The organism is Novosphingobium jiangmenense (assembly GCF_015694345.1).
GTDB lineage: Bacteria > Pseudomonadota > Alphaproteobacteria > Sphingomonadales > Sphingomonadaceae > Novosphingobium > Novosphingobium jiangmenense.
In genome coordinates, this window is sequence record NZ_JADQDC010000004.1 from 127321 (window position 1) to 148229 (window position 20909).

A 20909-nucleotide genomic window follows, 5' to 3' on the forward strand; every position below is an offset into this window, starting at 1 on the left:
ACCGACTCATTTTCCAAGGAAATCGCAACCATGGCTCAAGCAAAGTTCACCGATGCCATCGCCTTGCTCAAGGCCGATCACCGCGCCGTCGAAGCGCTGTTCGAGAAGTTCGACAGCGCCCGCGCCGACCGCAAGCAGGCGCTGGCCCTGCAGATCTGCAACGAACTCAAGATCCACACGATCATCGAGGAAGAGCTCTTCTACCCCGCACTCAAGGGCAAGATCGAGGAAGAGACCTATACCGAGGCCTATGTCGAGCACGATGCCGCGAAGTTGCTGATCAACGACATCATGGCGACCTCACCCGAGGACCAGTTCTTCGACGCCAAGGTCAAGGTGCTGAGCGAGGAGATCAAGCACCACGTCCACGAGGAAGAGGCACGCTCGGAAGGCATGTTTTCGCAGGCGCGCGAGGCCGGGCTTGATATGGTGGCGCTGCGCGATGCGATGCTGGCGCGCAAGCAGGAGCTGACGGCCCAAGCCAAGGCCGAGGCGCTGCCCCAGGCCGAATTGCGGGTGCTTCAGGCCTCGGCCTGAGCCGGCTCGCTGCCCTGCCGCATCGTGCGGTAGGCGTTCGCCGCGCGGCGGATGTGGGTGTTTGCCACCGCGCCCGCCCATTCCTCGTCACGCATCTCGAATGCGCTGACGAGGTCGCGGTGATCGCGCTGGCTTTGCTCCATGTCCGCCCGGCTGTACTGCTCGGCGGTGCGATGGACGACGATCTGGCTGACGACGAACTTCATCAGTTGGCCCAACCGCTCCGACTGCGCGGCTGCGAGAATCACCGCGTGGAAGTGGCGATTGCCTTCGACGAAGCCGGAGACATCCGGCCCTTCCGGTGCCGCAATGGCCTGGTCGATGAAATCGCAATGTGCCTTGAGTTCGGCGATCTGCTCATCGGTGATCATCCGCGCCGCGCGGGAAGCGCAATGACTTTCCAGCATCGCACGTAGCGTGAACAGCTCTTCCTCATCCTCGTCGGACCAGACCGGCACGAAGACCCGGTTGGTCCCGGAACGTTGCAGCAGCATTTCGGCGACAAGTTCGGCGATAGCCTCGCGCACCGGGGTGCGCGAAAGGCCGCAATACTGCGCAAACTCGTCCTCGGGCACGAATTGTCCCGCAGGGAAATGGCCTGACAGAATCCCGGCGCGGATCTTGCGATAGGCTTCCTGCGAGGCTTTGGACACGGAATCTCCTGATGCAATCGGGGAGCGGGCACGCGCCCGCTCCCCATTTGTCCCTGATCAGAACGACGCGCCCACTTCAACCCCGATGAGACGACGCGCGCCCGGCGAGATGAAGGAACCGCCGAACTCGATCGCCGGAATCGCCTCGGCGATGTACTTCCGGTCGAGCAGGTTGTCGGCGAACACGGCGATGCGGTAGCGGTCGGTGGTGATCCCTGCGCGCAGGTTGAGCACCCCGAAGGCATCGCGCTTGGCAACGTCGTAACGGGCGTTGCCGAACGCTGGCGGCAGGAAGTTCAGCGCCGAGATCGGCAGGAGGCCCGAGAAGATCGTCGGGCGTTCCTGATCCTGGACCGAGTGGAACCAGGTCGGCCCGGTCACGCGGTAGTCGGCGCGGAACAGCAACTTGGCGCTGTCCGAAAGCGGCGCGTTGATTTCCGTGCCGAGGTTCAGCGTCCAGTCGGCGGTGTAGGGCGACTTGTTGCCCACCGTGTAGGGCCGCGAAGCGTTCTTCTTGATCTCGCTGTCCGTCACGTTGAACGAGCCGAACACCTTCCAGCCATCGACCACCTTGCCGGTCAGGTTGATTTCCGCGCCCTTGATGTCGACGCGGTCGATGTTCGAGACCACGCGGAGCAGGCCGAAATCGCCGACGAAGAATTCGAAGAACTGCATGTCGGTGACGCGGGTGTAGTAGCCGGCGAGGTCATAGGTGATGCGGCCGTCGAACAGCTCGCCCTTCACGCCGGCTTCGAAGGCGCTGGAGCGTTCCTTGCGGTACTGGTCGTTGATGGTAACGCCCGCGTTGATCGTGCCCGGCGTGACGCCGTTGTTGAAGCGGGTGTTGACCACGGCCGAGGAGCCCTGGTTGTTGAAGCCGCCCGATTTGAAGCCGATGCCCCAGTTGGCGTAGAGGTTCAGCGCATTGGTCGGATGGTAGCTCAGCGTCACCTTGGGCTGGAGCTGCTTGAACGTGGCGTTCTGCGGGGTGAAGGCCCCGAAGGCGAGGCCCGGATTGATCGGACCGCCGGTGAACGGATCGGTCACGTTGGGCACCAACGAATTGGCGGCGCGATCCTCGATGTCATAGCGCAGGGCGATGCCACCTGTGAACACTTCGGACGGCTTCCACTCGGCCGAGCCGAACGCGGCATAGACGTTGGTGCGGAACTTGTCGGCCAGCAGCAGCGAGGTCGGGTTCTTGGTGTCCGGCGCGTTGTAGAGCTGCTTGATCACGCCCTGACCGGTATCGCCGCCAAGGCTGACGCCGGTCTTGCGGTCGATGTGCAGGTAGTAGGCGCCAAGCTGCCAGGTGAGCGGCCCGTCGGTGTTCGACAGCAGGCGGACTTCGGTGCTGAAGTCCTTCTGGTTGCGCAGCTGGTACTGGATGCCGTCGCAGGTCGTCGGGCTGTAGGGACCGAAGGTGGAGCCGTTCGCGGGGGCAAACAGGAACGGTACCGGGATCGCGCCGATATTGCCGGGCTGGTTGACTGGATAGCCGGTGAGGGCCTGCGTGCTCGAAAAGCACTTGCCGACCGTGCTCGCCACGCGCGGATCGGAATTGGTGATGTAGCGCGCGAAGTCGGCAGAGGTGCCGTCGGCGACGAGGTCCTGCTTGACGTCCGAGTAGAGCGCCCAGGCGACCAGCTTCATGCCATTGCCGAACTCCTGGTCGAGCTTGATCGAGGCGTCGATGCTCTTCTGATCGTTGGTGGCGCGGATGTTGTTGTAGAAGTTGAACTGGTGCTTGTTCACGTCTTCATAGAACGCAGGGTTCACCGTGCCGAACTGCGGCAGGTGGAACGAGGCGTTGAAGGGCAAGGAGGCGCCGTGGAACTCGGCGTAGCGCGCCTTGAGATCGATCTGGGTCGCAGTGCCCTTGCCGATCATCACGCGGCCATCAAGCGCCCAGTTCTCCTTGTCATCGACGGTCTTGGAGTTGTTCAGGAACTTGTTGCGCCACCAGCCATCGGTCGAGAAATAGTAGCCCGAGGCAACGAAGCCGACGTTCTCGCCCAGCGGCCCGGCGATGTGCGCGGTCGCTTCGTAAGTCGCTTCGTTGGCGTAGGACGCCCGCAGGCCGCCGGTCAGCGTGTCGGTGGGCTTCAGGGTCTGCAGCACGATCGCGCCAGCCGCAGCGTTGCGGCCATAGAGCGCGCCTTGCGGACCCTTCAGCACTTCGACCTGAGACAGCGTACCCTGCGGCTGGTTGAGCTGCGCGGTGTTGGTCTTGAGAATGCCGTCGACCACCAGCGCGACCGAGCTTTCGGCATCGCGCGCGCCGTTGATGCCGCGAATGTTGATCTGCGTGTCGCCCGCTTCGGCCGTGCCGGTGACGATGGTGACGCCGGGGGTAAGCTGGGTGAAGTCCTCGGCCTTGACCGCGCCGGTGTTCTGCAGCGCAGTGGCAGTCAACACCGAAACCGAGGCCGGCACGTCCTGGAGGCGCTCGTTCTGGCGGCGGGCGGTAACGATGATCGTCTCGCCGGTCTCATCGGCCTTCGCGGTATCCTGGGGCGCTTCCTGCGCGAAGGACGGCGCGGCGCTGGCAATCAGTCCGATGGCAGCAGTGTTCAACAGAAGACGGGTGGCACGCATTCTCAAACCTCCCTGATGGTTCGATGACGTTGTTTCGAAAACGTCGGTCATGCTCTGACGGCATTCGCTTGTTGCGAGCGCACGGGCTTTCGCCCCCCTCTTGACGCTCGCTTCTTGGTTAGGCAGCTTATTGTATACAAACTTGATCGGTCAAGGTGCTTGCAGACCTGCACCTACGGGCAGGTTTCGGCAGCCTGCGGAATGCCCGCACAGTAATATTGCATACGAAGAGAGACCTGGATTGATGACTTCCGGCATGCCCTGCCCTGCTCGAGGAGAGGCGGCGTGAACGCCCGCACGATTTCGTTCGTCGAAGTCGGCCCGCGCGATGGGCTGCAGAACGAGAAGGCGATCGTGGCCACGGCGGACAAGCTCGAGCTGATCCGCCGCAGCATCGCCGCCGGTGCACGCCGCATCGAGGTGACGAGCTTCGTCAATCCCAAGCGCGTGCCGCAGATGGCCGACGCCGAAGAGGTATGCGCCGGACTGCCTCAGGCAGAAGGCGTCAGCTTCATCGGATTGGTCCTCAACGCCAAAGGTGCCGAGCGCGCCATCGCCACGGGCCGCCTGCACGAGCTCGGCGCCGTCTGCGTTTCGACCGATGGCTTTGCGATTGCCAACCAGGGCCAGACCAGCGACGAATCGGTCGCAGCGGCAAAAGCCATCGTCAAAATGGCCAAGGATGCCGGCCTCAAGGGCCAGGCCACCATCGGTGCATCGTTCGGTTGCCCGTTCGAGGGCGAAGTCTCGGAAGACCGCGTCGTCGCCATGGCTTCTTCGCTGGCCGAGGCCGAGCCGATCGAGGTGGCCCTTGCCGACACCATCGGCGTGGCTGACCCCGCTCACGTCTCGCGCCTTGTCCGTCGCGTGGTCGAGGCCGTCGCGCCGCTGCCGGTCCGGGTGCATTTCCACAACACGCGCGGCACCGGCATCGCCAATGTCTGGGCGGCGGTAGAGGCAGGCGCTTGCGTCGTTGATGCTGCGCTCGGCGGCCTCGGCGGCTGCCCCTTTGCGCCGGGCGCCGCAGGCAACGTGTCGAGCGAGGACGTCGTCTACATGCTCCACCGCGCGGGCGTGGAGACCGGCATGGACCTGTCGCAACTGATCGAGGCCAACCGCTGGCTTGCCAGCGTCATGGCCCGCGAACTTCCCTCGATGGTGGCCAAGGCGCCGCCCTTCCCCAAGATTCCGCAGGAGCAATAAGACAATGGGCTATCGCCTTGGCGTGGATGTCGGCGGCACTTTCACCGACCTCCTGCTGTTCGACACTTCGTCGAGCGCATTCTGGCGTCACAAGACGCCTTCGACCCCGCACGACAGTTCCGAGGGCATCCTCAACGGCGTCACCGCGATCTGCGAGAAGGCCGGGATCACGCCCGGCGACGTCGAATACTTTCTCCACGGCACCACGGTGGCAACCAATGCCGTGCTCGAAGGCAAGGGTTCGCGCGTCGGCCTGGTGACGACCGAGGGCTACCGCCACGTCATGCAGATCGCGCGGAGCTTCGTGCCCGGCGGGCTTGCCGGCTGGATCGTCTGGCCAAAGCCGCAACCGCTGGCAGCGCTCGAGGATACGGTCACGATCAAGGGCCGCATGAGCGCCGAAGGCTCGGAAATCCGCCCGATTGACGATGCCGACATCCGCACCCAGTTGGGCGTGCTTAAGGCCAATGGCGTCGAAGCGATCACTGTCAGCCTGATCAACGCATATACCAACGGCGACCACGAGAAGCGCGTGGGCGAACTCGCCGCCGAAATCATGCCGGGCGTGCCGGTGTCGCTGAGCCACGAAGTCCTGCCCGAAATGCAGGAGTACGAGCGCACCCTGACCACCGTCGCCAACGCGGCAGTGCGCCCGGTCGTCGGCAAGTACGTCTCGAACCTGCGGTCGCGCCTTGCCGACGCCGGGATGAACGGCAAGCTCTCGCTGCTGCGCTCCGACGGCGGTCTGATGAGCGCCCAGAAGGCCGAGGAGCATCCGGTCAACATCCTGATGTCCGGTCCTGCCGGTGGCGTAACCGGCGCGATCTGGGTCGGCCGGAACGCTGGAATCAGGAATATCCTGACCCTCGACGTCGGCGGCACCAGCACCGACGTTGCCCTGATCGAGAACCTCGAAGCCCGTCGCCAGCGCACCACCGAAGTGGGCCACCTCTCCGTCCGCGCCTCGGCATTGGATGTGAAGACGGTTGGCGCAGGCGGCGGTTCGATCGCCTATGTTCCTGAGCTGACAAGAGCCCTTCGGGTCGGGCCGCAGAGCGCAGGAGCCGTGCCGGGGCCGGTCGCCTATGGAAAAGGCGGCACGTTGCCCACGGTAACCGACGCGAACGTCGTGCTCGGCTACCTTCCCGAGAATCTGCTCGGCGGCACGTTCAATCTTGACCGCGAAGGCGCAAAGAAGGCGGTGCAGACGATCGCCGATGCGCTCGGTATCGACCTCATGGCAGCCGCTCGCGGCATCATCGACATCGTCAACGAGAACATGTTCGGCGCGCTGCGCATGATCTCGGTTCAGCAGGGTTATGACCCGCGCGATTTTGCGCTGATGGGCTTTGGCGGGGCAGGACCGCTGCACGTCAACGCGGTGGCGCGCCTGATGGGTTCGTGGCCTGCGATCTCCCCGGTCAGCCCCGGCGTGCTCTGCGCGCTCGGCGATGCGACGACACGGATGCGCACCGAAACCGCCCGTTCGTTCAGCCGCCTCGCCAGCCAGACAGAAGCGGCAGACCTGATCGCCATCCTTGACGAAATGGCGGCGCAAACCCGCGCCGAACTGCTCGCTGACGGCGTGCCCGCGGACGAGATCAGCACCGCTTTCGAAGTCGACGTGCGCTATGCGGGTCAAGCCTTCGAAGTGCCGCTGACGATCACGCCGGACGTGCTGAACGCCGATGGCATCGCCGGAATCCTCGAGCGCTTCGACGCCGAGCACAAGCGCCTGTTCACCTTCAACATGGACACCCCGCACGAGATCGTGAACCTCCGCGCCGTGGCCATGGGCCGTGCGCTCGATCTGCCCGCCGCCGAACTGGAAAAGGGCGATGGCAATCCCATCGCCGCCAAGATGCGCGACCACACCTTGTGGATGGACGGACGCGAACAGCCCGCCGTGATCTATGACCGTGCCAAGCTGCGCGCCGGAGACGTGATCCCCGGCCCCGCCATCGTCTGCGAAATGGATTCCACGACGCTGATCGAAAGCGGCTGCGTCGGCACCGTCGATCACGTCGGCAACATCCTGATCAATCTGGCCTGAGGGAGCACCAGCCATGCCTGCAACCATCGTCCAGACCAACGACAAGCCGTTCGAGCGCGTCGCCATTGACCCGGTGACGCTCGACATCATCGAGAACGCCCTGCGCAACGCGCGCATTGAGATGGACGCCACCCTCGTCCGCACCGCGATGTCGCCGGGTATCCGGGAACAGGGTGACGCCTTCCCCTTGATCGCGGACCACACCGGCAAGATGATCGTCGGCCAGTTCGGCTCGTTCATCGGCGGCTTCCTCGACAACTTCGACGGCACGCTGGAAGACGGCGACATGATCTTCCTGTCCGACCCCTATTCGGTCGGCGGCGCGGTCAGCCATTCGAACGACTGGCTCGTTCTCCTGCCGGTGTTCAAGGACGGGCGCCTGATCGCCTACACCTCGATGTTCGGCCATCAGAGCGACATCGGCGGCAAGGTCGTCGGCTCGATGCCGATCAATGCCCGCTCGATCTTCGAGGAAGGCGTGCGCATTCCGCCGGTGAAGATCTGGCGCAAGGGCGTGTATAACGCCGACCTGATCCGCCTCGTCATGCACCAGACCCGCAAGCCCGACTGGTGCGCGGCAGACCTGAACGCGCTGATCGCCTCGTGCCGCGTGGCCGCGCGCCGCGTGATCGAGCTGGCCGAGCGCTTCGGCGACGACGTCTATGTCTCGGCCACGCAGGAACTGCTCGCCCGCAACCATCGCGCGATGAAGGCTCTGGTCGGCATGGCAATCGCCGAAGAGCCGGTCAGCTTCGAAGACTACATCTGCGACGACGGCATGGGGTTCGGCCCCTACAAGATCAAATGCACGATGTGGCGCGAGGGCGAGAAGGTCATACTCGATTTCGCAGGGACCGATCCGCAGTCGGTCGCCTCGATCAACTTCTTCCTCAACGAGAACATGTTCAAGATGTTCTTCGGCATCTACATGATCATGGTCTTCGACCCGCAGATCCTGTTCAACGACGGGTTCTACGACCTGATCGACGTGCGGATTCCGGAAGGCTCGCTGCTCAAGCCGAAGTTCCCCGCCGCGCTTTCGGGCCGCACCCATGCCCTTGGCCGCATCTTCGACATTCTCGGGGGCCTTCTCGGCCAGAAGACGCCGGAATTCCTCAACGCCGCAGGGTTCTCCTCGTCGCCACACTTGTTCTACGCCGGCAACGACGAACGCGCCGGCAAGAATGGCGACTGGTTCCAACTGTTCCAGATCGGCTTCGGCGGCATCCCGGGACGTCCGATGGGCGATGGCCCCGACGGCCACTCGCTCTGGCCGGGCTTCACCAACGTGCCCAACGAGTTCCTCGAGCGCTACTTCCCGATGGTGATCGAACGCTACGAGTGCGAGCCGGATTCGGGCGGCGCGGGCCTCCATCGCGGCGGCAACGGCATCCGCATGACCTACCGCTTCCTCTCCAAGGGCACCATCGCGATCCATGACGACCGCTGGTTCGTGCCGCCATGGGGCGTGAACGGTGGCGAGCCGGGAGCGCGGGCACGCAAGATTCTCGAAAAGCCCGATGGCACGCAGACAATCGTCGGCAACAAGGTCGAGGATCTCGAAGTCGAAGCGGGCGACATGCTCCACTTCATCACCTGGGGCGGTGGCGGCTGGGGCGATCCGCTCGCCCGCGATCCGGCACTGGTCGGCAAGGAAATCGTGCAGGGCCTAGTCACGCCACAGGGCGCACGGGCTTATGGCGTGGTCGCCGATGACCGTGGTGCGGTCAATCTCGCCGAGACCGAAGCCCTGCGCGCGCGCCTGCGCGAAGAACGCGGCGAGCTACCGCTGTTCAACTACGGTCCGGGCATCGAGGTTCTGCGCGCCAATTGCGAAGCGGAGACCGGCCTGCCTGCACCGATCCAACCCGAATGGCCGCTACTGGAGGCGGCAGAATGACCATGGCGACAAGCATCCCAGCCGTTCCGAACCCCGGCCCCTTGCGCGACATCCGTGTCGTCGAGCTGGGCCAGCTGCTCGCAGGCCCGTTCTGCGGCCAGCTGCTGGGCGACATGGGCGCCGACGTGATCAAGGTCGAACCCCCTGTAACCGGCGATCCGATGCGCGATTGGGGGCAGGGTTCGGAAAAGGTCCAGTGGGAAGTGATCGCGCGCAACAAGCGCTCGGTCAGCGCGAACCTGCGCGTTCCAGAAGGCCAGGCGCTGGTCAAGCGCCTGATCGCCCACGCCGACGTGCTGATCGAGAACTTCAAGCCCGGCACGATGGAGAAGTGGGGTCTCGGCCCCGACGTGCTTCTGGCCGAGAAGCCCGACCTGATCATCGCCCGTATGTCGGGCTACGGCCAGACCGGCCCCTATTCGGACCGCGCCGGCTTCGGCGGCATCGGCGAAGCCATGGGCGGTTGGCGCTACATCGTCGGCGAGCCTGACCGCGCGCCGAGCCGCATGGGCATTTCCATCGGCGATACGCTGACGGCCACTTACGGCTGCATGGGCGTGCTGGCCGCCCTGCACGAACGGACCCGCTCCGGGCGCGGACAGGTGATCGATGCCGCGCTTTACGAGTCCGTGCTGCAGGTCATGGAAGGACTGGTCCCCGAGTACGACCGCACCGGCTATATCCGCGAGCGCTCCGGCTCGGTCCTCAAGGGCATCGCGCCGTCCAACGTCTACAAGTGCAAGGACGGCGAATTCATGATCGGAGCCAACAAGGATTCGCTGTGGAAGCGGCTCGCCACCGCCATGGGCCGCGACGAACTGGGTGACGATCCGCGCTATGCGACGCACCTTGCCCGCGGCGAGAACCAGGACGAACTCGACGACCTGATCAACGACTGGACCCGCACGCTGACCATCGACGAAGTCGACGCACTGATGATCGAGCATTCGATCCCGGCCGGCCGCGTCTACCGCGCGCCCGACATGCTGGCCGACCCGCACTTCCAGGCGCGCGAGGCTATCATCGAGGTCGAGACCGAGCGCTTCGGTCCTCTCAAGATGCAGTCGAGCTTTCCCAAGCTCTCGGCCACGCCCGGCTCGGTCCGCCGACCGGCTCCCTCGAAGGTCGGCCAGCACAATGCCGAAATCTATGGCGAACTGCTGGGCCTGAGCGATGCCGATCTTGCCCGGATGGCGGAGCAGGGCGTCATCTGACGCCCTGCCGCAGGATCATTCGAAGCCGATCTTCTTCATGTAGGCCGCGCTCCCGGCGATCGCGACCTTGAGGTCGTCGGCACGGTCCTGCTCGACGAAGAAGTGCTCGACGCCCGATTCCTTTGCGGCGGCGATGATCCCGGCCATGTCGAGCGAGCCGTCGCCAAGGTAGGTCAGGTACGGGAACATCCCGATCCAGTCCGACGGCGCGCCCCCATCGCCGGGGAAGCGGTGGTCGCCCTTCATGTCCTTGAGATGCACCATCCGGTAGCGCCCCTTGTAGCGCGCCAGATAGGCCTTGCAGTCCGCGCCGCCCGCCGTGCTCCAGTAGGTGTCCATTTCGAGGAAGACGTGGGCGGGATCGGTCGCCTCGATCAGCGTCTCCAGCGGCACCTTGCCACCCACCGGCACCAGCCCGTAGCCGTGGTTGTGATAGGCAAAGCGCACGCCATGCCGCGTTGCATCCTTGCCGATCGCGTTGAACATATCCGCCGCGCGCTTATAATCGTCGAAGGTCTGGCGCTGGTCAGCCGGCAGGCTCGGCAGGGTGACATAGGTCGCGCCCAGCGCATGGGCCGCCTCTGCCAGTTCGCCCATCCGCGTCTGCAGCGTAAACAGGTCGGTGTGCATCGAAGGCACCGTCAGGCCATGTCGCGCGAATGTTGCGCCGATCTGCGCCGTCGTCAGCCCGAAGAAACCGCTGCCCGAAAACCCGAGCATGGCCGCCGTCTTCTTCCAGTTCTCGATCTGCCGGGGATCACTGAAGGTGTATGGCCCGTAGGTCTCGAGTTCCCGATAGCCCAGCCCCGCCAGCATCGCGATGGTGCCCTCGAAATCCTCGCTGAGCATCCTGGCGACCGACCACAGCTGGATACCGAACTTGCGGCCAGTTGCGGCACCGAACGATGGTGCGGCGGCCAAGGCTACGCCCACGACTGCGGCACTGCCGGCACCGGCAAGGAAGGTACGTCGGTTCATCGCTTTCAGGCTCCCGGGCTTACGCATTGTCTTGCGCTGTCTGAACCCGAATTGAGCGCGTGGCGCCCGCCCGGTCAAGCCTGCAAATTCAGCGGTCGGTCAGGCCCCCGCTTCTTCCCGCTCGATCTCGCGCCAACCGATGTCGCGGCGGCAGAAGCCTTCCGGGAAGCTGATCGCATCGACGGCGACATAGGCCGCATCGCGCGCCGCCTTCACGCTCTCGCCCCTGGCAGTAACGTTGAGCACACGCCCGCCGCTCGCCGAAAGCAGGCCATCCGCCGAAAGCGCGGTACCGGCATGAAAGACCTTCGCTCCCTTCGCCTCGGCTGCCGGGATATGGTCGATCCGCCCGCCCTTCTTCGGCGTGCCCGGATAGCCTTCTGCCGCCATCACCACCGTCATCGCCACTTCGCTCGAGAAGCGCGGGGGCTGGATGCTCGACAGCTTGTTGTCGGCACAGGCCAGCAGCAGTTCAACGAGATCGCTTTCCAGCCGCATCATCAGCACCTGGCATTCGGGATCGCCGAACCGAGCGTTGTATTCGATCAGCTTGGGTCCCTGCTCGGTCAGCATCAGGCCCGCATAGAGCACTCCCGAATAGGGTATGCCTTCATCGGCCATGGTCTTCACCGTCGGGGCGATGATCTGCGAAAGCGCCTGCGCCTCAAGCTCAGGCGTCAGCACCCGCGCGGGGCTGTAGGCGCCCATGCCGCCGGTGTTCGGCCCGGCATCGCCATCGCCGACGCGCTTGTGATCCTGCGCCGATCCGAACGGCACGATCGTCGCCCCATCGGTGAGGGCGAAAAAGCTCGCCTCCTCGCCGGTCATGAATTCCTCGATCACGACTTCGGCCCCGGCCGATCCGAACGCGCCATCGAACATGTCGTCCACGGCGGCTTCGGCCTCGGCCATGGTCATCGCCACGACGACGCCCTTGCCCGCCGCCAGACCGTCAGCCTTGATCACCACCGGCGCGCCGAAGTCCTTTAGCGCCGCCCGCGCCTCTTCCAGAGACTTCGTGCGGACGTAACCGGCGGTCGGAATGTTCGCCCGCGCGCACAGGTCCTTGGTAAAGCCCTTCGAGCCTTCAAGCTGCGCCGCAGCCCGGCTCGGCCCGAACACCGAAAAGCCCGCTGCGCGCAACGAATCCGTCAGGCCATCGACCAGCGGAGCCTCAGGCCCCACCACGACCAGCCCGATGCGATTGCTCTCGCAGAACGTCACGACAGCCGCATGATCGGTCAGGTCCAGCGCCACCAGTTCGGCATGTTGCGCGATGCCAGGGTTGCCAGGCGCCGCATAGAGCTTGTCCAGAAGCGGCGATTGGGCCAGTTTCCAGCTGAGGGCATGTTCACGCCCACCCGATCCCAGCAGCAGGATATTCATGGCTTTCCCTTCCGCGCCCTATGACGACGACGATAACAACGGCTCGGGCGGGCTCCTAGCGAGGGAATCGGTCGGCGACAACGCTCCGGCCCTCTCGATCTCCGAGATTTCCGCGCTCCTGAAGCGCACGGTCGAGGATCGCTTCGGCTTCGTCCGCGTGCGCGGCGAGCTGTCAGGCGTGAAGCGCGCCGCCTCGGGCCACCTCTATCTCTGCCTCAAGGACGAGAATGCGCGGCTTGATGGCGTCATGTGGCGCGGCGGGGTGCAGCGCCTGAACTTCCGCCCCGAAGACGGCGTCGAAGTCATCGCCACCGGCAAGCTGACCACCTATCCCGGCCGTTCGAACTACCAGATCGTGATCGAGCGCATGGAGATCGCGGGCGAAGGCGCCCTGCTCGCCCTCCTTGCCAAGCTCAAGGCACGGCTGGAAGGCGAAGGCCTGTTCGATCCCGCGCGCAAGAAGGCCCTGCCTTTCCTGCCCCGTACCATCGGCGTCGTCACTTCGCCCACTGGCGCGGTAATCCGCGACATCCTCCATCGCCTGTCCGACCGTTTTCCCAGCCGCGTGGTCGTCTGGCCAGTGCTGGTGCAGGGCCAGGGCGCAGCGGCGCAGGTCGCCAACGCCGTGCGAGGCTTCTCCGCCATTCAGCCCGGCGGACCGGTCCCGCGCCCCGATCTCGTCATCGTTGCACGCGGCGGCGGCTCGATCGAGGACCTGTGGTCGTTCAACGAGGAAGAGGTCGTCCGCGCGGTCGCGGACTGCACCATCCCGATCATCAGCGCAGTCGGCCACGAGACCGACACCACCCTGTGCGATTTCGCCGCCGACTTGCGCGCCCCCACGCCCAGCGCCGCCGCCGAACTCGCCGTCCCGGTGCAGGCTGAACTCGCCGCCTTCGTCGCCGATCTCAACGCCCGCCAGCGCCGCGCGCTTGCCCGCCAGCTTGCGCAGGCAAAGGAGCGCCTCGAGGCCCGCAGCCAGCGCCTGCCCCAGCCGCAAGCCTTGTTGCAGGGACAAGCGCAGCGCGTGGACGATCTCGGCGAACGCCTGCGCCGCGCCTTGATCCACCGCACCGAAATCGCAGGCTCACTCCTCGCCCGCCACGCCGGAGCCCTGCGCCCCGCCCTGCTCAGCGCGCGGGTCACGCGGGAACGTGAACGGCTAGACGCCCGCCGCCTTCGCCCCGAAGTCCTGCTCCAGCGCATCGAACACGCGCGCGGCAATGTCGAAGCGCTGGATCGCCTGCGCCGCTCACTGGACCCGAAGGCCCCGCTGCAGCGCGGCTACGTGCTGGTCACCGGGTCCGATGGCCATGTCGTCCGGACGCGCGACGATGCAGCCTCCCGCTCCGCCCTCAGGCTGGAGTTCGCGGACGGCACACTCGACGTCAGCACCGGCGCAACACTGCCCACGTCAACACCAGCATCCCGGCCCGCGCCGAAACCGCGTCCGGCCGCAAGGCCCGAGGGACAGCAGGAATTGTTCTGAGCCGCCGGAAGGTCTACATTGCCCCCATGCTGATGTCCCAATCCGGCCGCCTTGCGCGCCTGCACTATCTCCCCGGCTCGTTCCGCCAGCTTTCGGGCGGCGATCATGTCGTCTGCGCCGTCTCGGGCGAGAAGATCCCGCTCGATGCGCTGCGCTACTGGTGCGCCCAGCGTCAGGAAGCCTACGCCACCGCCGAAATCTCGACGCGCCGCCATCTCGAAGGATGAGGCGCCAGCCGTGATCCTGCACAGGCGCGCCTTCCTCACCGGAACGGTCGCCTCGGTGGCCGGGTTCGCGCTCGGCAATGCACCGCCCAGCCCTGTTGTGCTCAACCCCGGCGGACGAGTGACACAGGGAGGCTGGCTGCGCGGGCGGGTACAGTCTGGCACAACTGCGCTCACCCTCGATGGACAGCAGGTGGAATTCGCCAGTGACGGCGCGTTCCTTCTCGCCTTCGATCGCGATGCCGCGCCATTGGCTCGCCTCGCCGTATCGGGGGCCGGTGGTCCGTCCTACATTCAAGACATCGCCATCGCGCCCCGCGCCTGGCAGATCGAGCATATCAACGTCGCCCGCAAACCCGGCGGCGTCACCGATGGGGACTACCTCCGCCTTCGTCGCGCCGAACTCGCAAAGATAAGCGCCGCCCGTGCGCGCGACACCGGCGCACAAGGCTGGCGGCAGGACTTCATCAAGCCTGCCCCGGGCCGCTTCTCGGGCCGCTTCGGCGCGCAGCGCATCTACAAGGGCGAACCCGCTGCCTACCATTCGGGCCTCGACATCGCCGGCGGTGCCGGCACGACTTACGTGGCCCCTGCCGACGGGGTGGTCACGCTGGCGGCGGAAAGCCCGTTCAGCCTCGAGGGCCGCCTGCTGATGCTGGACCACGGCATGGGCCTCAACAGCGCCTTCCTCCACGCTTCGGAACTGTTCGTCAGCGAAGGCGAGACGGTGCGGCGAGGTGATCCGCTTGGAAGAATCGGCAGCACCGGCCGCGCCACCGGGCCGCATCTGCACTGGTCGGTCAAATGGCGCGAGAGCCGGATCGATCCCCTGCTTCTGATCGACCCCGCGGCCTGAGCCTCGGTCACATCTGCAAACAGCGACCTCGGTTCACAGTTTGCAACAATGGCAATGTACGGCACCGGCGCTTCGTCCAATACTGGTATCCGCTGCAACCCGTTTTACGTTCACAATGCCCTGTTGTTTCAACGGAAACCGTCGCCGTTGAAATTAATGGCAAGTGAACCAAGGGTAAGTGTAATTTCCGTGCATCACCACTAAGTCACCGAAATCCGGGGGCAACTCGCCTGCACCAAAGGCGGTGTGGCAGTTTCGCTACACATGCGTCGAATTCATTTCTTTCGCGCAAATCGTGTTTTGATGCACCGACACATTTCAGCCACACAGACACAACTTGCCCGTCAAACCAGGGGGCCAAACGCTATGTGCCAAGGCGCATCGCCAAGGTTTGGTGAAACGGGAAAGGGCCTGCGCGAGCCTCAACGGCCACGCAGGATCAGGACAAAAGGGACTGGACACGTGAACATCAAAACCTTCTCTGCGCTCCGTGCGAGCGCCGCGCCCTTGGCGCTGCTTGCTGCCGGGATCACCGCTTCGGCAGGATTAGTCGCGCCTGCGATGGCGCAGAACGTTACCGCCGCCACGCTTTCGGGCACCGTCGTCGATGATGCCGGCAACCCGGTCCCCGGCGCCACCGTCACCGTCGAATCGGCCGGTACCGGCTTTACCCGCACCACCACGGCTGCATCCAACGGCACGTTCTCGGTCGTCGGCCTGCAAGTCGGCACCTACAACGTGACCGTCGCTGCCAACGGTTTCACCACCACCCGCAGCGAGAACGTCGCCGTGACGCTGGGCGGCAACAACTACGACTTCACCGTCAGCAACGAAGCACCGACCACCGGCGAAATCGTCGTTCGCGGCGCTCCGGTCCGTCGCGTCGACTTCTCGGGCACGGCCACCGGCCAGGTGTTCTCGGTTCAGGAAGTTGCCGAGAACCTGCCGGTTCCCCGCAGCATCGAAGCGATCCAGCTGCTCACCCCGCAGGCCACCTCGGGCGACACCGCGTTCGGTGGCATCTCGCTTGCCGGTTCGTCGGTCGCAGAGAACATCTTCTACATCAACGGCATGAACGTGACGAACTTCCGCACGTTCGTCGGTGGCACCACCGTTCCGTTCGAATTCTACGACCAGGTCCAGGTCAAGACCGGTGGCTATCAGGCAGAGTTCGGCCGCAACACCGGCGGCGCGGTCATTGCACTTACCCGTTCGGGTTCGAACACCTTCCACGGCGGGTTCAACGTCTATTACGAGCCGAACGCGCTGCGTAACGATCGTCCGAACACCTATGCTGCCCGCAACGACCAGGACTATCTGGAGCGCGTTGAAGGCAACATCTGGGCATCGGGTCCGATCATCAAGGACCGCCTGTTCTTCTTCGGCTTCTTCAACCCCCGTTACTCGACCTCGGGTGACACTGCGCGTACCCAGGGCATCATCGCCGCAACCGGCGCGCCTGACGGCAACTTCACCGACACCCAGCGCGTGACGCAGAAGTCGAACACCCCGTTCTACGGCGGCAAGCTCGACCTCAACCTGTTCGACGGTCACCGCGTCGAAGCAACCTACTTCAACGACAGCGACACGAACAAGGTTTACGTTCGCAACCTTTCGAGCGGTGCGCTGAGCCAGGTCAACGAATCGCGCGGTGGCGAGAACTACATCTTCAAGTACACCGGTTCGTTCACCGACTGGCTGACGATCTCGGGCCTCTACGGTCGCTCGAAGTTCAACCAGACCGACGCCGGTCCGCAGGACGCCGACCCTTACGTCGTTGACCGCCGCAGCGGCGTTGCCAAGCTGCTGTCGGGCAACCCGAACGCACTTGTGGCATCGGGCCGCGACGACCGCGAAAACTTCCGCGTCGACGTCGACCTGAACTTCTCGCTGCTGGGCGAGCACAAGCTCCGCTTCGGTTGGGACTACGAGAAGCTGTTCGCTGCGAGCATCAGCGAATACTCGGGCGGCATCGCGTACATCTTCGAACGCGCCGGCGCTTCGGGCGCCCGTAACGGCCTGATCGCTCCGAACACCGACTATGCCCGCGTCCAAACCTATGCTGCAGGCGGCAACTTCAAGTCGAACAACACCGCCTATTACGTGCAGGACGACTGGGATCTCACCGATCGCATCAACCTGTCGCTGGGTCTTCGCAACGACAAGTTCGTGAACAAGACCTCGCTCGGCACCAATTTCGTGTCGATCAAGAACCAGTGGGCGCCGCGCCTTGGCATCAACTTCGACCCCACGGGCGAAAAGAAGGCTCGTCTCTCGGCGTTCTATGGCCGCTACTACCTGCCGGTTGCTGCCAACACCAACATCCGCCTCGGCGGCGCCGAACTGTTCCTGCGTGACTTCTACACCCTGCCGACTGGCGCGGGTGGCGTCTACTCGGGCAGCCTGACCGCGCCGACGCTCGGCACCAAGGTCGATGGCGTTGTCTTCTCCGACGGCACCGTTTCGCCGCCGGCAACGCTGGTCTCGCAGAACCTCAAGCCGCAGTACATGGACGAATTCATCGTTGGCGGTGAATATCGCTTCGACAACAAGATGCGCATCGGCATCAACGTGATCCACCGCAAGCTGGGCACGGTTCTTGAAGACGTCGATCTTGACGGCGACGGTCAAGCCTATGACTCGATCATCGGTGCCTACTGCGCCACCCAGACGCTGGCCTACTGCAACGCGACGACCGAACCGACCGTCAACGGTGGTGGCTACATCCTGATGAACCCGGGCCGCGATGCCGTGTTCCAGGTCACGGATGCTGCCGGCAACCTGCAGCCGATCACGATCCCGGCCTCGTTCATTGGTATCCCCAAGGCCAAGCGCGATTACTGGGCGGTCGAACTGAACTGGGAACGTCCGTTTGACGGCACCTGGGGCCTCAATGCCTCGTACGTGTGGTCGCGTTCCTGGGGCAACTACGAAGGTGGCGTGAAGTCGGATACCGGTCAGGACGATACCGGCATCACCTCGGACTTCGACGAACCCGGCTACGTCGACGGTGCGACCGGCTACCTGCCGAACCACCGCGCCCACACCTTCAAGGTGTTCGGTTCGTACAAGCCCACGCCGCGCTGGCTGCTGTCGTTCAACGCGCTGCTGCAGTCGCCGCGCAAGTTCGGCTGCATCGGCACCTACCCGAAGAACGATGGTCGCGGTTCGGACTCGACGGCAGCGTCGTGGTACTGCAACGCGCAGATCGCGGCCGGCGTGCTTGACGGCACCCTCAATGAGCCGATCGGTCGCGGTCGTGCGTTCCAGAGCGACTGGAACAAGCGCCTCGACCTCGGTGTTGCCTACACCATTCCCATGGAATCGCTGGCGGGTGGCATCACCCTGCGTGCGGACGTGTTCAACGTGTTCAACTTCAAGAGCAAGCTGGACTTCCAGGAACTGGGCGATCGTAACGACGCATCGATCCGCGAATGGTTCTATGGTCTGCCGACCAGCTACCAGACCCCGCGCTACGTGCGCTTCGGTGTCTCGGCCAACTTCTGATCCACTGCCCTCGGGCATTGATCACGAAACAGAAGGGGCGGTTCTTCGGAACCGCCCCTTTCTTTTTGCTGCGATGAGCAACTGACCGCTCCTTCGGAAGTCGTCCCTCCGAACGGTCAGGGGCCGCGCACCGCCCAGGCCTTTACGCCGCTCTGCCCGGCGATTGGTACCGGCTCCAGCCAGTCCGGCGCGTTGCCCGCGATCAGATGAGCCATAAAGCCCTGCGGCGCTATCCTCGCATAGACTTGCGCCTCGCTGCCGCCGGGGCAGATCACCACGAGGGTCGCACCGCGCTTGGCCATGGTCCGGCGTGCCACCTCGTCAGGTCGCAGGAACGCATCCAGCACGTCGCGCATCGCTGCGCTGGCGCGGTGGTGGGCGGTTGCGACGACCTTGTGCCGGGTCGTCACCAGCAGCGTCGGCCCGATGTCCAGTCCGGTCAGCAGCGTCTGCCGGGGCAGGGCGGCAAGAGCGGGCACAGCCTTTTCAAAGCGGCAGGCTTCGGTCAGTGTGTGCGCCGGCTCAGCCGATGGCCTGACCAGACGCATGGCCTGCGCCACCAGCACGCCTGGCAGCAACAGCGCCAGCATCAGCACGATCCGGCCCAGCCGCCGCCATAGCAGGGCATCCTCGCGCCAACGGTTGAACTGGTCCTCAAGCTGCCATGCCGCCGGCACGGCTGCGAAGAGGCAGGCCACCCCGGATGCGCGCGCCACCAGCAGGCCGACAAGCGTGGCGCCTGCCAGCACAAGCGCATAGTCCTGCCACAGCCGGCGCGTTCCGATTTCACGCGCGCGCTGCCAGAGGCGGAGGCACGCCCACAGCCCGAACAGCGGCATCAGCATCATCGTCGCGCCGAGCCCCGCCTCCTGACGCCACACCGGCAGTCCTTCGAGCACCGAATCGAGCCAGACCTTGCGTACCAGCGGATCGAGTGCCGCGAAGGCGTCGCCGGTCAGGCATTGCCGGGCCATCGTCCCCGCAATCGCCAGCCCGCCAAGGCCGAGCAGGCCAAGTGCGACGAGACTGGCCACCGGCGGGCGACGGCGCAGCCGCGGCAGGACGATTCCCGCCCCGGCGCCGATCCACAGCAAGACGGCCACGTGCACCGGCGACATCGCGTCGCAATGCTGCGCCAGATCGGACAGGCCGCGCGTCGCCAGAAACAGCGCGAGACTGGCCAGCGCAAGGCTGACGAGGTAACCGATCAGCCATGCGCTTTCGCCGCGCATCATCCGCAAGGTGCACAGGCCGCCGACGATCACCGTCAGCGGCAGGGACTCCAGGGAGATCGCCAAAGCCAGCGCCAGCGCCAGGCCGGCCACCACGCCGCCGCTGCGGGCAGAGCGGGCAAACAGGCCATTGAGCGCAACCAGCGCGAGCACGAACTGCCAGGCGTGATGATCGATGCGCAAGGGCATCATGCGGAATGAGGCAGGGACCGAAGCCGCCACCAGAACAGCGGCCACCACTCCGGCACCCGGCCCGAATTCGCGATTGGCCAGCCGCGCGGCAAGAGCCATCGCGCAGAGCAGGCTCAGCAGCGGCACCAGCACGATCGTCACGATCTCGGCCTGCGCCTGGCCCAGCACGGGCCGCAGCAGCAGGATCAGCGCGGCAAGCGGCAAGTCCACCACGCGCGTCCAGTGCATGGCCACGCCCTCGGGCGGCGCGATGCGATACTGGTGGAGGTCGAACCAGCTCTGCCCGGCCAGCAGGTCACGGACCTGCTGCAGCCGCAGGGCATCGTCGCCATCGAGGAAGAAGGCGGGCGAAAATCGTCCGCCGCCGCTCAGCAGCATCATAGCGCTGACCAGCAGCCAGACGATCAGGACGCCGCGCCATGGCAGGCCTGCGCCAGCACCCGGGCGCAAGCCGGAAAGGCCTCGCGTCACTGGAAGACGATCCGCTTCCTGAGCAGCCAGGTGGCGGTGAAGCTGGCGCCGACCGCCACGATCTTCGAAGCCCGAGAATCCAGCCCGAGCGCGGTCCCGACGCCGACGATCAGCGTCGTCAGCGCCAGCCCGACCAGCGCCGAACCGACGAACAGCGCTTTCTGCCGGTTGCGCGCGCCGCGCTCGGCCGCGACCGTTTCGGTAAACACGGCCCTGCTCGACAGCAACCAGTGCGCGAGGATGCCCAGCGAGTAGCCGCTGGCCGAGGCGATGACCGGCGCGCTCCCCACCGCCAGCAAGGCAAGGAACGAGCCCATGTCCACTGCCAGCGCGCCAACGCTGGCGAGCAGATAGCGCAGGAGCATTACGCGGCGCAGGCGATCGATCATCGGCAGGATCATCCCGGTCATCTTGCG

General features: G+C 65.1%; 15 protein-coding genes. 9 read left to right on the top strand and 6 right to left on the bottom strand.

Going from position 1 to position 20909, the window contains the following annotated elements:
* Positions 1 to 30: 30 nt before the first annotated feature.
* Positions 31 to 537 carry a hemerythrin domain-containing protein gene (locus I2488_RS07585; protein ID WP_196275198.1) on the top strand — a complete coding sequence of 169 codons (507 nt, stop codon included), beginning with the start codon at positions 31 to 33 and terminating at the stop codon, positions 535 to 537.
* Here I2488_RS07585 and I2488_RS07590 read toward each other — a convergent pair.
* Together I2488_RS07590 and I2488_RS07595 are read right to left on the bottom strand one after the other, a co-directional pair.
* A complete protein-coding gene (locus tag I2488_RS07590) occupies positions 522 to 1190 on the bottom strand; it encodes an FCD domain-containing protein (RefSeq protein ID WP_196275199.1) in 669 nt (222 codons plus the stop codon). The genes I2488_RS07585 and I2488_RS07590 overlap by 16 nt on opposite strands.
* Positions 1191 to 1247: 57 nt before the next feature.
* On the bottom strand, positions 1248 to 3788 hold the full coding sequence (locus tag I2488_RS07595) for a TonB-dependent receptor (RefSeq protein ID WP_196275200.1): 2541 nt from the start codon (positions 3786 to 3788) through the stop codon (positions 1248 to 1250).
* Positions 3789 to 4073: 285 nt separating this feature from the next.
* Between I2488_RS07595 and I2488_RS07600 the strand changes: the two genes are divergently transcribed.
* The 4 genes from I2488_RS07600 to I2488_RS07615 are packed head-to-tail and all read left to right on the top strand — an operon-like array spanning position 4074 to position 10158.
* Positions 4074 to 4991 (top strand): hydroxymethylglutaryl-CoA lyase, encoded by a 918-nt coding sequence (locus I2488_RS07600; RefSeq protein ID WP_196275201.1) that lies wholly within the window; start codon positions 4074 to 4076, stop codon positions 4989 to 4991.
* Positions 4992 to 4995: 4 nt separating this feature from the next.
* The gene (locus I2488_RS07605; RefSeq protein ID WP_196275202.1) at positions 4996 to 7044 is read left to right on the top strand and encodes a hydantoinase/oxoprolinase family protein; all 2049 of its coding nucleotides are present in this window, start codon (positions 4996 to 4998) and stop codon (positions 7042 to 7044) included.
* Between the two features lie 13 nt (positions 7045 to 7057).
* On the top strand, positions 7058 to 8944 hold the full coding sequence (locus tag I2488_RS07610; protein ID WP_196275203.1) for a hydantoinase B/oxoprolinase family protein: 1887 nt from the start codon (positions 7058 to 7060) through the stop codon (positions 8942 to 8944).
* Positions 8945 to 8946: 2 nt separating this feature from the next.
* Complete coding sequence (locus tag I2488_RS07615) at positions 8947 to 10158, top strand: CaiB/BaiF CoA transferase family protein (RefSeq protein ID WP_425492376.1); 1212 nt, start codon at positions 8947 to 8949, stop codon at positions 10156 to 10158.
* A gap of 15 nt (positions 10159 to 10173) precedes the next feature.
* Here I2488_RS07615 and I2488_RS07620 read toward each other — a convergent pair whose 3' ends face one another.
* Both I2488_RS07620 and purD read right to left on the bottom strand, forming a co-directional pair.
* Positions 10174 to 11136, bottom strand: coding sequence for a sugar phosphate isomerase/epimerase family protein (locus I2488_RS07620; protein ID WP_196275205.1), 963 nt, complete (start codon positions 11134 to 11136; stop codon positions 10174 to 10176).
* A 99-nt stretch (positions 11137 to 11235) separates the two neighbouring features.
* Complete coding sequence (purD, locus tag I2488_RS07625) at positions 11236 to 12522, bottom strand: phosphoribosylamine--glycine ligase (RefSeq protein WP_196275206.1); 1287 nt, start codon at positions 12520 to 12522, stop codon at positions 11236 to 11238.
* On the opposite strand from purD, the gene xseA reads away from it, so the two are divergent.
* The 4 genes from xseA (at position 12521) to I2488_RS07645 (ending at position 18598) form a co-directional block, all read left to right on the top strand.
* Positions 12521 to 14011, top strand: coding sequence for an exodeoxyribonuclease VII large subunit (xseA, locus tag I2488_RS07630; protein ID WP_196275207.1), 1491 nt, complete (start codon positions 12521 to 12523; stop codon positions 14009 to 14011). The two genes, purD and xseA, sit on opposite strands and share 2 nt — an antisense overlap.
* Before the next feature lie 26 nt (positions 14012 to 14037).
* A complete protein-coding gene (locus I2488_RS07635; RefSeq protein WP_039333112.1) occupies positions 14038 to 14238 on the top strand; it encodes a DUF2093 domain-containing protein in 201 nt (66 codons plus the stop codon).
* A 10-nt stretch (positions 14239 to 14248) separates the two neighbouring features.
* A complete protein-coding gene (locus tag I2488_RS07640) occupies positions 14249 to 15091 on the top strand; it encodes a M23 family metallopeptidase (RefSeq protein WP_343071008.1) in 843 nt (280 codons plus the stop codon).
* Between the two features lie 462 nt (positions 15092 to 15553).
* Positions 15554 to 18598 carry a TonB-dependent receptor domain-containing protein gene (locus I2488_RS07645; RefSeq protein WP_196275209.1) on the top strand — a complete coding sequence of 1015 codons (3045 nt, stop codon included), beginning with the start codon at positions 15554 to 15556 and terminating at the stop codon, positions 18596 to 18598.
* A gap of 116 nt (positions 18599 to 18714) precedes the next feature.
* Here I2488_RS07645 and I2488_RS07650 read toward each other — a convergent pair whose 3' ends face one another.
* Entirely contained in the window at positions 18715 to 20493 is a 1779-nt protein-coding gene (locus I2488_RS07650; RefSeq protein ID WP_196275210.1) for a hypothetical protein, read from the bottom strand.
* Positions 20490 to 20903 carry a GtrA family protein gene (locus tag I2488_RS07655; RefSeq protein WP_196275211.1) on the bottom strand — a complete coding sequence of 138 codons (414 nt, stop codon included), beginning with the start codon at positions 20901 to 20903 and terminating at the stop codon, positions 20490 to 20492. The genes I2488_RS07650 and I2488_RS07655 overlap by 4 nt, the downstream gene beginning before the upstream one ends.
* Positions 20904 to 20909 lie beyond the last annotated feature (6 nt).